Origin of the sequence: Streptomyces sp. NBC_00203 (assembly GCF_045206325.1) — a bacterium.
Lineage (GTDB): Bacteria > Actinomycetota > Actinomycetes > Streptomycetales > Streptomycetaceae > Streptomyces > Streptomyces lutosisoli.
This window is the reverse complement of record NZ_CP108126.1, coordinates 3,412,855-3,426,556: the sequence shown is the minus strand read 5'-3', so window position 1 is coordinate 3,426,556 and position 13,702 is coordinate 3,412,855. Positions and strand designations below refer to the sequence as shown.

Below are 13,702 nucleotides of genomic sequence, written 5' to 3'. Positions count from 1 at the left end.
TCCCCGGCTGCCCGTTACTGGCGGCTCAGCGAGCGGCTCGCGCCCGCCGCGATCGTCGTCGCGAGGATCCACCCGGTGACGATCAGCAGATAGGAGAGCCACTGGTACCCGCCGCGCGGAGCGAACGCCCCCTCCTGCCCGAAGTCGATGATGGGCAGCAGCAGATCGAGGGTGTAGACGACGGGGTTGAAGTCGGGCGCCTCGGCGGGCTTCAGGGCGTGCGGATGGTGCAGCGCGAAGGCGACGGCGCCGGTGCACAGCAGTAACAGCAGCCAGCCGGCGGCGCGCATCGGGCGGAAGCCGTAGCCGACGGTCGCGTCCTGGAGCAGGCCCCAGAACCGGGCGTACCACGGCAGCGTACGGCGGTGCCGGCGGACCTTGGCCAGCTGGACGGTGCGCGCGGCGGACTCGTCGCCCGCGGTGCGGTACGCGGCGGTCAACTGCTCGTAGGCGTACGGAAGATAGCCGTCCTCCTCGCGCTCCAGCAGCGGCAGCCGCCGCTCGGCCGGCAGATGCGGGGCGAGGGTGCGGTAGCTGAGGCCGTCGATCCGGACGCGCTCGGGCCACACCTCCGGAGGGATGTGCAGGAGGTCCAGCTGGGAGCGGCGCAGATTCACCGCGCCCTTGATCGGGGCGGCATCGCGCAGCCACAGTTCGCCGATGACACAGCTGCTGGCGCGCAGGGCCTGCCCCGCGGGGTTGGACAGCACGGCGTAGGCGAGATTGAGCTGGCGGGGAATCCTGGCCCCGCTCAGGTTGACCCGGCCGTGGGCGCGCAGCCGCATGCCGTGCAGGTCGGTGCCGACCGAGAGGGTCTCGGCGTGCAGGGCGGTGTCGCCGGGCAGGGTGGCATGCAGCTCGGCGTCGTTGAGGTTCACCTGCCCGCCGACCGTGGCCCCGTTCAGCCGGACCTGGCCGTGGGCGACGAGGCCGACGGCCCACACATCGGTGCCGATCTCCGCGTGGTTGAGCTGGAGAACCGGTTCCTCGGACGCTTCGGGATTCGGGCCGCCCGGCGTGTCCGGAGTGCCCGGCGCGTCCGGGGGGCCGAGCCGCGCCCCGTTGAGGAACACGGCGCCGGAGGTCTTCGCCCCCTGGAGCCGCAGCGGGCCGGTGACGCGGCAGCAGCTGAGCCGCAGCACCCCGTCGACGCGCAGGTTTCCCGCGCTGATCCCGGGCAGCACCGAGTCGCTCAGTACCAGGGCGGGCAGTCGCGCCCCGTACAGATTCGGGGCCTGCTCGAAATGGCAGGACCGCATCCGCACCGGGTGGTCGACCGTCCCGTACATGAGGTTGAGCTGCCCGCTGATGCGCGCGCCCGTCAGCTTCAGTCCCGCGATGTCACCCTCGCTGGTCGGCCCGCCGACCAGCAGCGCCCGCAGCACCTCGGCGCGTACGGTCCGCTCCGGACCCCAGGCCGTGCCGGCCGCGGGGTCCTCGTCGGGGCTCTCGCGGAAGTCGACTCCCTCACCGCGCGGGAAGGCCTGCCAGACGCGGCGTTCCGCGGGGGTCAGATCGGCGGGTGCCGTCACCTTCCGGCCGCCGACGCCAGGGCCCGGGCGACCCCCGGTTCCTTCGGCCCCAGGAAATGCGGATCCGGCTTGAACAGCGCGTCCAGGGCGGCCTTTCCGGCGGCGAAGACCTCCCGGGTGCCGCCGTAGTACCAGGTGGCGTCGTGCTTCGCGTCGACTGCGATGCCGTACGAGTCGACGCCCGCCGCCTCGCACAGGGCGACCGCGCGGCGGATGTGGAAGCCCTGGCTGATCAGCACGGCCCGGTCGACGCCGAAGATCTTCTTCGCGCGCACGCAGGAGTCCCAGGTGTCGAACCCGGCGTAGTCGCTGACGATCCGCTCGTCCGGCACCCCACGCTTCGTCAGATACGCGCGCATCGCGTCCGGTTCGTCGTAGTCCTTGCGGCTGTTGTCGCCGGTGACCAGGACGACCTCGATCCGTCCGGCCCGGTACAGCTTGGCGGCCGCGTCGAGGCGGTGTGCGAGATACGGGGAGGGCTCGCCGTCCCACAGCCCGGCCCCGAAGACCACCGCTACCTCGGTGCGCGGCGCGTCCGCGGTGGTCCGCAGCCGGTCGCCCGTCACCACGTACATCCAGGTCGCCGGAAGCAGCGCCAGCACGCACAGCAGCATGAACGCCTGCACGGCCCGCCGCTGCCCGGTACGGGTGCGTGGCAGTCGTGGCAGGCGTGGTCTGCGCGGCTTGGGCGGCTCAACGAGATGGCGCATCGGACGGTCCCCTCCCCAGGTGGCCTCGACCAAGGAGGACGCTTCGAACGGTGATCCGGTTCGCCCCCATGGAGTGACCAGCTTCACTCATCAAACTGTCATCGCAGGTCACGAAGGCTCACACAGCCCGTGCATCCCATCGTGAACCCCTGGAAAACACCCGTCATGCCCGCGCAACGGCCCGGCAACCTGCTGCCGCCAGGATCGGTCCATGACGGCGTCGAATCCTCCCCCCGACGAGTCCCAGCCCCGCCCCGGCGGCCAGCCGCTCCGTGGCGCCCATCCAGACGGTCACCTCGACAGTACGGCGCAACTCATGAACCGGATCACCAGCCAGCTCGGCAGCCAGCTCAGCCTCGTCTCGCTCAACGGCACGCGCCGCCCCGAGCCGCCCGCGCTCGTCCTCGTGGCGCACGGCAGCCGCGACCCGCGCACGCTGAGCACCGTACGCACCCTGATCGAGCGGGTCCGCGAGCTGCGCCCCCACCTGTCCGTGCACCTGGGCCACATCGAGCTGAACGAACCGCTGCTGCCCGACACGCTCGCCTCCCTCGACGGCAAGGCGGACGCCGTTCTCGTACCGCTGCTGCTCAGCCGCGGCTACCACGTCAAGTGCGACATCCCCGAGATGGCGGCCGCCGCACCCCGTGTACGCACCCGCGTCGCCGCCCCGCTCGGCCCGCACCCGCTGCTCGTGGAGACGCTGTACGCGCGGCTCGTCGAGGCCGGATGGCGGACCCGTATGAGCGACTCCGCCCGCCGCGCGAGCGGAGTCGTGCTCGCCGCCGCCGGTTCCCGCGACCCCGACGCGGCCGTCGACACCCGCCGCACCGCCCAGCTGCTCGCCGAACGCCTCGGCGTCCCCGTCGTCCCGGCGTACGCCTCCGCCGCCGCGCCCACCGTACCCGCCGCCCTGCGCGCCCTCGCCGCCCGAGGCCGTCACCGCATCGCCGTCGCCTCGTACTTCACCGCCCCCGGCCGCTTCGCCACCGAGTGCGCCGAGGCCGCCCCGTGGATCGCCGCCGATCCGCTCGGCGATCACCCGGCGATGGCCCGCCTGGTCCTGCACCGCTACGACCAGGCGCTCGCGACTCCGGCCACCACAGAACCGGAGCTGGCCTCGGTCTGAACCACCCGGCAACGGGAGCGCCCCAAGCGGGCGAACAGAACCCGGCGGCCGCACAGGCGCCCCGCAACCCCCGATTGTCACTGGCGCCGCTTACTGTCGAAGCATGGACGGCACCGCACCCCCCTCCGACGAGTACGACCCGACGTCAGTCGACCGCTGGGCCGCAGAGCCCGACAAACGCCCAGGCCGCACCGCCTTCCAACGCGACCGCGCCCGCATCCTGCACTCCTCCGCCCTGCGCCGCCTCGCGGGCAAGACCCAGGTCGTCACCCCCGGCACCAGGAGCCAGGTCTGGGACGCCAGCCCCCGTACGCGACTGACCCACTCCCTGGAGTGCGCCCAGGTAGGCCGCGAACTCGGCGCCGCCCTCGGCTGCGACCCCGACCTGGTCGAGGCGGCCTGCCTCTCGCACGACCTGGGACATCCGCCCTTCGGGCACAACGGCGAGCAGGCGCTGAACGAGTTCGCGGAGGACTGCGGGGGTTTCGAGGGCAACGCCCAGTCGCTGCGGCTGCTCACCAGGATCGAGCCCAAGCGCTTCGTCCGCTCCGAGACCATGACCGCTGACGCTGCCACGGCGGGCGGCGACCTCGTCAGCGTCGGCCTCAACCTCACCCGCGCCGCACTCGACGCCGCGACCAAGTACCCCTGGCCGAGAGGCGCCCATCCCACCGACCCGAAGTCGCCGAAATTCGGGGTCTACGAAGACGACCGGCCGGTCTTCGACTGGGTCCGCAAGGGCGCCCCGGGCACCCGCACCTGCTTCGAGGCCCAGGTCATGGACTGGTCGGACGACGTGGCGTACTCGGTGCACGACGTCGAGGACGGCCTGCACGCGGGCCACATCGACCCCAACTGCCTGCACGCGGAACCCGAGCGGCAGGAGATCTTCGCGGTGGCCATCGGGCGGTACGTGCCCGCGGACACCGACCCCGCCGAGCTGTCCGAGGCCCTGGACCGGCTCCTGGACCAGGAGTGGTGGCCGCACGGGTACGACGGATCGGCCGTCGCGCAGGCCCGGTTGAAGGACGCCACCAGCCAGCTCATCGGCCGCTTCTGCCTGGCCGCGGAGGGTGCCACGCGCGCGACGTACGGCAGCGGGCGGCTCACGCGGTACAACGCCGAACTCGTCGTATCGAAAAGCGCGCGCCATGAGTGCGCCGTTCTCAAGGCCGTCGCCGACCGCTATGTCATGCAGCGCGCCGAGCAGGAGCGGCTCCGCGCCGACCAGCGGATCGTCGTCGCCGAGCTGGCCGAGGCGCTCACGGTCCGCGCGCCCGACGGACTGGATCCGCAGTTCCGGGCGCTGTTCGACGCCGCGATCGACGACCGGGCCCGCAAGCGCGTGATCGTCGACCAGATCGCTTCGCTCACCGATGCCTCGGCGCGTTCCCTGCACCTCAGGCTCACCACGCGTTCCCATGGGGGCGGAAGAGTGTGACCCTGCGTGGCCTGATCGGGCCACACCCTCTTCCCGCATCACGCTCCGTGCGGGACGCTCGCATGTGGCGACATCCTTACGAGGAGGCATCAAGTGGTCGACGCGGATCAGACATTCGTCATCGTCGGAGGAGGTCTGGCCGGCGCGAAGGCGGCCGAGACACTCCGAGCGGAGGGCTTCACCGGCCGCGTGATACTGATCTGCGACGAACGCGACCACCCGTACGAACGCCCGCCCCTGTCCAAGGGCTATCTCCTCGGCAAGGAGGAGCGCGACAGCGTCTTCGTCCACGAACCCGCGTGGTATGCGCGCAACGACGTCGAGCTCCACCTCGGCCAGACCGTCGACGCCATCGACCGCACCGCGAAGACCGTCCGCTTCGGCGACGACGGCACCCTCGTCCACTACGACAAGCTGCTGATCGCGACGGGTGCGGAGCCGCGCCGCCTGGACATCCCGGGTACGGATCTCGCGGGCGTCCACCACCTGCGCCGCCTCGCCCACGCCGAGCGGCTCAAGGGCGTCCTCGCCGCCCTCGGCCGTGACAACGGACACATCGTGATCGCGGGCGCGGGCTGGATCGGCCTGGAGGTCGCGGCCGCCGCACGTGAGTACGGCGCCGAGGTCACCGTCATCGAGCACGGGCCGACCCCGCTGCACGCGGTCCTCGGCCCGGAGCTCGGCCAGCTCTTCGCCGAGCTGCACCGCGAGCACGGCGTCCGCTTCCACTTCGGCCGCCGGCTCACCGAGATCGTCGGCCAGGACGGCATGGTCCTCGCCGCACGTACGGACGACGGCGAGGAGCACCCCGCCCACGACGTCCTCGCGGCCATCGGCGCCGCCCCGCGCACCGGGCTCGCCGAGGCCGCGGGCCTCACCCTCGCCGAGCGCGCGCACGGCGGCGGCATCGCGGTCGACGAACGGCTGCGCACCTCCGACCCCGACATCTACGCGGCCGGGGACGTCGCCGCCTTCCACCACACGCTCTTCGGCACCCGGCTGCGCGTGGAGCACTGGGCCAACGCGCTCAACGGCGGACCGGCGGCCGCCCGCTCGATGCTGGGCCGCGAGCTGACGTACGACCGCGTGCCCTATTTCTTCTCCGACCAGTACGACATCGGGCTGGAGTACTCGGGCTGGGCGCCCGCGGGGACGTACGACCAGGTGGTGGCCCGTGGAGACGTCGGCAAGCGGGAGTTCATCGCCTTCTGGCTCAAGGAGGGGAGGGTGCTGGCCGGGATGAACGTGAATGTGTGGGACGTCACGGAGCCGATCCAGCAGCTGATCCGATCCCGGGCCCAGGTGGACACCGAGGCGCTCGCCGACCCGCATGTCCCGCTGGACAGCCTGATCCCGTGACGGACGGCGGCGCTCGACTGTCACACCGTCCCCGTAGAATTCACGCGTGGCTGGAAGGATCAACGACGAGGACGTGAAGGCGGTTCGGGACGCGGTCCCGATCGACGCCGTGGTGTCCGAGTACCTCCAGCTGCGCAACGCGGGCGGCGGCAACCTCAAGGGCCTCTGCCCGTTCCACGACGAGAAGTCACCGTCCTTCCAGGTCAGCCCGAGCAAGGGACTCTTCCACTGCTTCGGCTGCCAGGAGGGCGGCGACACCATCACGTTCGTGATGAAGGTCGACCACCTCACCTTCTCCGAGTCGGTCGAGCGCCTCGCCGCCCAGGCAGGCATCACGCTGCGCTACGAGGAGGGCGGGTACAACCCGTCCCACCAGCGAGGCGAGCGCATCCGCCTGGTCGAGGCGCACAAGGCGGCCGCGCAGTTCTACACCGAGCAGCTCGACACCAGCCCCGAGGCCGACACGGGCCGTAAGTTCCTGGCGGAGCGCGGCTTCGACCAGTCGGCCGCCGCCCACTTCGGCGTCGGCTACAGCCCCCAGGGCTGGGACCACCTCACCCGCTATCTGCGCGGCAAGGGCTTCACCGACAAGGAGCTGGTCCTCTCCGGCCTCTCCCAGGAGGGCCGCCGCGGCCCCATCGACCGCTTCCGCGGCCGCCTGATGTGGCCGATCCGCGACATCGGCGGCGAGGTCGTCGGCTTCGGCGCGAGAAAGCTGTACGAGTCGGACAACGGGCCCAAGTACCTGAACACGCCCGACACGGCGATCTACAAGAAGTCCCAGGTCCTGTACGGCATCGACCTCGCCAAGAAGGACATCGCCAAGGCCAGCCGCGCGGTCGTGGTCGAGGGCTACACCGACGTCATGGCCTGCCACCTCGCCGGAATCACCACCGCGATCGCGACCTGCGGTACGGCGTTCGGCGGCGACCACATCAAGATCCTCCGCCGGCTGCTGATGGACAACGGCTCGGCCCGCGTGATCTTCACCTTCGACGGCGACGCGGCCGGCCAGAAGGCCGCCCTGCGCGCCTTCGAGGACGACCAGAAGTTCGCCGCCGAGACGTACATCGCCATCGCCCCCGACGGCATGGACCCCTGCGAGCTGCGCCTCGCCAAGGGCGACGAGGCGGTCGCCGACCTGGTCGAACCCCGCACCCCGCTCTTCGAGTTCGCGCTGCGCCAGATCGTGCTGCGCTACGACCTGGAGACCCCGGCCGGGCGCGCCGCCGCGCTCGACGAGTCCGCGCCCATCGTGGCCCGCATCAAGAACAGCGGCGCGCAGCACGAGGTCGCCGTGCAGCTCGCGGGCATGCTCGGCATCCTCGACACCCAGTTCGTGGTCAAGCGGGTGGCCCAGCTGGCCCGTTGGGCCCGCGACCGCGGCGGCAAGGGCCCGGCACCGGCCGGGCAGCGCCCCCAGCAGACGTACTCCGCCGTCCAGGCACCCACCGGCGGCCCGGCGCTCACCCTGCGCAACCCCGTGTTCGCCACCGAGCGCGAGCTCCTCAAACTCGCCCTCCAGCGGCCGGAATTGGTCTCCCCGGCGTTCGACGCGTACGGGATGGACGAGTTCACCGCCCCGCCGTACACCGCCGTACGCCAGGCGATCATGGACGCGGGCGGCGCAGAGTACGGCGTCCAGGACCCCCAGGAGTATCTGGTGCGGGTCCGTGAGGCCGCCCCCGACGACGTGGTCCGCGCGATGGTCACGGAGCTGGCCGTCGAGGCGATCCTGCGCAAGACCGTCGACGAGAACTACGCGGGCGACCAGCTCGTCATGGTCCGCCGCCGCGCCGTCGACCGCCGTATCCGGGACGTCCAGGGCTCCCTCGCCCGGCAGAGCGCCCATGGCGACGCGGCACAGCTGGCAGCCGTGCAGAACGAGCTGTGGGTGCTCCAGCAGTACGAGCAGGCGCTGCGGGAGCGGGGCGCGGAAGCGCTCTGAGGGAGCGAACCGGCGGTAGTGCCCCAGGCGCACATGCCAATCCCGTACGCCCTTCAACCTGTTTTGCGCCGTGTGAGCTGGGCACTCGTACGGCACGGTAACCGCGCGGTCACGGACCGGACGCAAAAAGTCACCGCACGCCCCTCGTGGCGGCGATGTGTCGTACTCCACACTGGGTTCCGGTGCCTGAGTCCTCGGAGCGCGGCCGACCCGCACGCGACGGGTTCCCGATCCCCGCGGTTCCGCTAAACGACTACGGGATGGACAGCGGCGAGGCCGTCGACCCCATCCCCGACGTACCGCTGCCGCACGCCTCAGCAGCGACATTCCTGGAGGTCGCCCCCGTGCAGACCCAGACCCTCGCCCAGACCGACAACACCACGGATACGGACGCGGATACCGACGTCGTCACGGCGGTACCCCCGCAGAGCCGTGCCGCGCACCACCCCGAGACGGAGCCGGAGGGCTCGCCCGAGCTGGGTGAACCGTCCACCGGCGCCGTCGAGGCCGCCGAGGCCGAAGTTGCCGAAGCTGCCGAAGTCGAAGTGGAAACCGAGGACGAGGCCCCCGAGCCCGTCGAACTGCCCCGAGGTCGCACCAACGACACCGGTGGCCCCTCCTCGGACCTGTTCCGCCAGTACCTGCGGGAGATCGGCCGCATCCCCCTGCTCACCGCGGCCGAGGAGGTCGAGCTCGCCCGCCGTGTCGAGGCCGGTCTCTTCGCCGAGGAGAAGCTCCGCCTCGCCACCGACCTGGACAGCCAGCTCGCCCTCGACCTGGACAAGCTGGTCGTCATGGGCCGCATGGCCAAGCGCCGGCTCATAGAGGCGAACCTGCGGCTCGTCGTCTCCGTCGCGAAGCGCTATGTGGGCCGCGGCCTGACCATGCTCGACCTGGTCCAGGAGGGAAACCTCGGCCTGATCAGGGCCGTGGAGAAGTTCGACTACGCCCGCGGCTACAAGTTCTCGACGTACGCCACCTGGTGGATCCGCCAGGCCATGTCCCGCGCCCTCGCCGACCAGGCCCGGACCATCCGAGTCCCCGTCCACGTCGTCGAGTTGATCAACCGGGTGGTGCGGGTGCAGCGGCGGATGCTTCAGGAGCGTGGCTACGAGCCGACGCCGGAGGAGGTTGCCGCGCAGCTCGACCTCCCCAGTGAGCGCGTCAGCGAGGTCCTGCGGCTGGCTCAGGAGCCGGTGTCCCTTCATGCCCCGGTGGGCGAGGAGGACGACGTGGCGCTGGGCGATCTGATCGAGGACGGCGATGCGACGTCGCCCGTCGAATCCGCGGCGTTCCTGTTGCTGCGTGAACACCTGGAGGCGGTCCTCTCCACGCTCGGTGAGCGCGAGCGGAAGGTCGTCCAGCTCCGCTACGGGCTTGCGGACGGGCGCCCCCGCACCCTGGAGGAGATAGGCCGCATCTTCGGCGTCACCCGCGAACGCATCCGCCAGATCGAGTCCAAAACCCTGAACAAACTCAGGGACCACGCCTTCGCCGACCAACTCCGCGGCTACCTGGACTGAGCCGGCCTTTCCTCGCCCCCGCCGCCCCTACCCGTCCCATCCTTCTGGGGCTCCGCCCCAGACCCCGTGGGCCGGTTCGTCGGGTGCGGGTGGGTGGGGGCTGGCCTAAAAGATTGCGCAGTTCCCCGCGCCCCTTTTAGGGGCGCGGGGAACTGCGCAATCTTTTAGGGGTCTGGGGGCGCAGCCCCCAGGGATGGGACGGGGGGGCGGCGGGGGCGAAACCCTAGTCCACCTCAGCCACCGCCTGGGCGAACTGGGCCTGGTACAGGCGCGCGTACGCCCCGCCCGCGGCCAGCAGTTCCGTGTGTGCGCCCTGCTCCACGATCGACCCGTTCTCCATCACCAGAATCGTGTCGGCATCCCGAATCGTCGACAGCCGATGCGCGATCACGAACGAGGTCCGCCCATGCGCGAGCTTCGCCATCGCCTTCTGGATCAGCACCTCCGTACGGGTGTCCACGGAACTCGTCGCCTCGTCCAGCACCAGAATCACCGGATCGGACAGGAACGCCCGGGCAATCGTGATCAGCTGCTTCTCACCCGCACTGACCCCCGACCCCTCGTCGTCGATCACGGTGTCGTAGCCCTCCGGCAGCGTCCGGATGAACCGATCCGCGTGCGCGGCCCGCGCCGCCTCCTCGATCTCCCCCCGCGTGACGTCCCGCGAGGCGCCGTATGCGATGTTCTCGGCGATAGTGCCCCCGAACAGCCAGGTGTCCTGGAGCACCATGCCGATACCGGCCCGGAGTTCGTCCCGGGACATGGACGCGATGTCGACACCGTCGAGGGTGATGCGCCCCCCGGTGACTTCGTAGAACCGCATCAGCAGGTTCACCAGTGTTGTCTTGCCGGCACCTGTCGGGCCGACGATCGCCACCGTGTGCCCGGGCTCCACCTTCAGCGACAGATCCTCGATCAGCGGCTTCTCGGGGTCGTACCGGAACGACACGTTCTGCAGGGCCACCCGCCCGCGCAGCTCGTCGGGACGGGCCGCCGGCATCGGGTCGGCCTCCTGCTCCTCCGCGTCGAGGAGCTCGAAGATCCGCTCCGCCGACGCGACACCCGACTGCACCAGATTCGCCATCGACGCCACCTGCGTCAGCGGCATCGAGAACTGCCGGGAGTACTGGATGAAGGCCTGGACGTCACCGATGGACAGCGAGCCGGACGCGACGCGCAGTCCGCCGACCACCGCCACCAGCACATAGTTCAGGTTCGACACGAACATCATCAGCGGCTGCATGACCCCGCTGTTGAACTGTGCCTTGAACCCGGCCTCGTACAACTTCTCGTTCTGCTCGGCGAACTGCGCCGCCGACTCGTCCTGGCGCCCGAACACCTTCACCAGGGTGTGCCCGGTGTACATCTCCTCGATGTGCGCGTTGAGCTTGCCGGTGGTGCGCCACTGCTGCACGAAGTGCGGCTGCGAGCGCTTGCCGACGCGCGTGGCGACGAAGAAGGAGAGCGGGACCGTGACCAGCGCGACCAGGGCGAGCAGCGGCGAGACCCAGAACATCATCACCAGCACACCCACGATGGTGAGCAGCGAGTTGACCAGCTGGCCCATCGACTGCTGCAGCGTCTGCTGGATGTTGTCGATGTCGTTCGTCGCGCGGCTGAGCACCTCACCGCGCTGCCGCTTGTCGAAGTACGACAGCGGAAGGCGCGACAGCTTCGCCTGGAGGTCCTCGCGCATGCGGTACACGGTCTTGTTGACGGCCCGGTTCACCAGCCGCGTCGCCACCGCCATCAGCAGGCCGGCCAGCAGGAACGTACAGAGCGCGAGCAGCAGTACGTTCCCGACGGCGGCGAAGTCGATGCCCTGGCCCGGGGTGAAGTCCGTCCCCGAGAGCATGTCGGCCATGCCGCCCTCGCCGCGCTCGCGCATGGACGCGAGGACCTCGGCCTTGGTGCTGCCGGACGGCATCTGCCGCCCGATGATTCCGGAGAAGACCAGGTCGGTGGCCTTGCCGAGGATCTTCGGCCCGATCACCGAGAGCGCCACGCTCAGGACGACGGCGCACAGCATGCCGTACATGGTGAGGCGCTCGGGCTTGAACTGGGAGAGGAGCCGTTTGCCGGACCCCTTGAAATCCATCGAGTGCTGATCGGGGCCGCCCCCGGCCATCATGCGTCCCATGGGCCCGGCCATCAGGCGGCCTCCGCTTCCGTCAGCTGGGAGAGCACGATCTCCCGGTAGGTCTCGTTGTCCGCCATCAGTTCGTGGTGCCGCCCGGCGCCGACGACCCGTCCCTCGTCGAGGACCACGATCCGGTCGGCGTCCCGGATGGTCGACACCCGCTGGGCGACGATCACGACGGTCGCCTCGGCGGTCTCCTCGGCGAGCGCCGCCCGCAGTGCCGCGTCGGTCGCATAGTCGAGCGCCGAGAAGGAGTCGTCGAAGAGATAGATCTCGGGCCGCTGCACCAGCGTCCGCGCGATCGCGAGCCGCTGCCGCTGCCCTCCCGACACATTCGTGCCGCCCTGCGCGATCGGGGAGTCCAGGCCGTTCTCCAGCTGCTCCACGAAGCCCTTGGCCTGCGCCACCTCCAGCGCGTGCCACAGCTCCTCGTCGGTCGCGTCCGGATTGCCGTACCGGAGGTTCGTGGCCACGGTGCCCGCGAACAGGTACGGCTTCTGCGGGACCAGGCCGACCGTCCTGGCCAGCAGCTTCGGCTCGATGGTCGCGACGTCCACGCCGTCGACGAGGACCTCGCCGTCGGTGGCGTCGAAGAGGCGGGGGACCAGGCCGAGCAGGGTGGACTTGCCGCTGCCGGTGGAACCGATCACGGCGGTCACCTCACCGGGCAGGGCCACCAGGTCGATGGTCCTCAGGACCGGCTCCTCGGCGCCCGGGTAGCGGAACCCGGCCTCGCGGATCTCCAGGTGGCCGTGGCGGCGCAGCTCGACGACGGGCGCGGTCGGCGGGACCACGCTGCTGCTCGTGCCGAGAACCTCCTCGATGCGCTCGGCACAGACCTCCGCGCGCGGCACCATCATGAACATGAAGGTGGCCATCATCACGGACATCACGATCTGCATGAGGTAGGCGAGGAACGCGGTCAGGTCGCCGATCTGCATGCCGCCGCTGTCGATGCGGTGGGCGCCGAACCAGACGACCGCGATGGACGACAGGTTCACCACCGTCATGACCATCGGGAACATCAGCGCCAGCATCCGCCCGGTGCCCAGCGACACCTCGGTCAGCTCGGTGTTCGCGCCCCGGAAGCGCTCCTTCTCGTAGCCGTCGCGCACGAAGGCACGGATCACACGGTTGCCGGTGATCTGCTCGCGCAGCACCCGGTTCACGGTGTCCAGACGGACCTGCATGGTCCGGAAGAGCGGGCGCAGCCTGCGCACGATGAGGGTCACGCCGATACCGAGGACCGGCACCACGGCGATCAGCACCGCGGACAGCGGCACATCCAGGCCGAGGGCCAGGATGATGCCGCCCACGCACATGATCGGCGCCGACACCAGCAGCGTGAACGTCATCAGGGCGAGCATCTGCACCTGCTGGACGTCATTGGTGGTGCGGGTGATCAGCGAGGGCGCCCCGAACTGGCCGACCTCGCGCGCCGAGAAGGACTGGACGCGGTCGAAGACGGCGGCCCGGATGTCCCGGCCGACGGCCGCCGCCGTACGGGCGCCGAAGTACACGGCCCCGATGTTGCAGACGACCTGCGCCATCGAGATGCCGATCATCACGGCGCCGAAGCTCAGGATGTATCCCGTGTCCCCCTTCACGACACCGTTGTCGATGATGTGCGCGTTGAGTGTGGGCAGGTAGAGCGTGGCGCAGGTCTGCAGGAACTGCAGCAGCACCAGCAGGGCGATGGGCTTCTTGTACGGACTGAGGTAGGTCCGAAGCAGTCGTATGAGCACGCGGGGTCTCTCGGAATCGTCGACGTCAGGGCGATCAATCGCCGATCGATCGGTGATCAGGCGGTGATCAATCGATGATCGGCGGGCGGTCGGTGGGTGGTCGGTGGTGCACCACCCCCTATCGTCGAACACTCCACCCGTGTTACCTCAACTGATTAACCCAAGTGCGGGCCAA

9 protein-coding genes are annotated in these 13,702 nt (G+C 70.3%); 5 read left to right on the top strand and 4 right to left on the bottom strand.

The features are described from left to right. Window positions 1–14 precede the first annotated feature (14 nt). Complete coding sequence (locus tag OG975_RS15510; protein WP_406329752.1) at window positions 15–1,532, bottom strand: membrane-associated oxidoreductase; 1,518 nt, start codon at window positions 1,530–1,532, stop codon at window positions 15–17. Further along, complete coding sequence (locus tag OG975_RS15505) at window positions 1,529–2,242, bottom strand: vancomycin high temperature exclusion protein (protein ID WP_406329751.1); 714 nt, start codon at window positions 2,240–2,242, stop codon at window positions 1,529–1,531. Before OG975_RS15505 ends, OG975_RS15510 begins: the two co-directional genes overlap by 4 nt. A gap of 211 nt (window positions 2,243–2,453) precedes the next feature. Here OG975_RS15505 and OG975_RS15500 point away from each other — a divergent pair, with 211 nt between their 5' ends. The 5 genes from OG975_RS15500 to OG975_RS15480 all read left to right on the top strand — a co-directional run bounded on the left by OG975_RS15500 (window position 2,454) and on the right by OG975_RS15480 (window position 9,642). Continuing rightward, the gene (locus OG975_RS15500) at window positions 2,454–3,371 is read left to right on the top strand and encodes a sirohydrochlorin chelatase (RefSeq protein WP_406329750.1); all 918 of its coding nucleotides are present in this window, start codon (window positions 2,454–2,456) and stop codon (window positions 3,369–3,371) included. Between the two features lie 103 nt (window positions 3,372–3,474). Next, the gene (locus tag OG975_RS15495; RefSeq protein ID WP_406329749.1) at window positions 3,475–4,812 is read left to right on the top strand and encodes a deoxyguanosinetriphosphate triphosphohydrolase; all 1,338 of its coding nucleotides are present in this window, start codon (window positions 3,475–3,477) and stop codon (window positions 4,810–4,812) included. A gap of 93 nt (window positions 4,813–4,905) precedes the next feature. After that, a complete protein-coding gene (locus tag OG975_RS15490) occupies window positions 4,906–6,171 on the top strand; it encodes an NAD(P)/FAD-dependent oxidoreductase (RefSeq protein WP_406329748.1) in 1,266 nt (421 codons plus the stop codon). 46 nt (window positions 6,172–6,217) lie between these two features. Continuing rightward, entirely contained in the window at window positions 6,218–8,119 is a 1,902-nt protein-coding gene (gene dnaG / locus OG975_RS15485; RefSeq protein WP_406329746.1) for a DNA primase, read from the top strand. Between the two features lie 182 nt (window positions 8,120–8,301). Further along, the gene (locus tag OG975_RS15480) at window positions 8,302–9,642 is read left to right on the top strand and encodes an RNA polymerase sigma factor (protein ID WP_406329745.1); all 1,341 of its coding nucleotides are present in this window, start codon (window positions 8,302–8,304) and stop codon (window positions 9,640–9,642) included. A gap of 223 nt (window positions 9,643–9,865) precedes the next feature. Here the strand turns inward: OG975_RS15480 and OG975_RS15475 are convergent, their stop codons facing one another. Together OG975_RS15475 and OG975_RS15470 are read right to left on the bottom strand one after the other, a co-directional pair. Further along, window positions 9,866–11,794 carry an ABC transporter ATP-binding protein gene (locus tag OG975_RS15475; RefSeq protein ID WP_406329744.1) on the bottom strand — a complete coding sequence of 643 codons (1,929 nt, stop codon included), beginning with the start codon at window positions 11,792–11,794 and terminating at the stop codon, window positions 9,866–9,868. Beyond that, window positions 11,794–13,527: an ABC transporter ATP-binding protein gene (locus OG975_RS15470; RefSeq protein WP_406329743.1), complete on the bottom strand. Its 1,734-nt coding sequence runs from the start codon at window positions 13,525–13,527 to the stop codon at window positions 11,794–11,796. The genes OG975_RS15475 and OG975_RS15470 overlap by 1 nt, the downstream gene beginning before the upstream one ends. Window positions 13,528–13,702 lie beyond the last annotated feature (175 nt).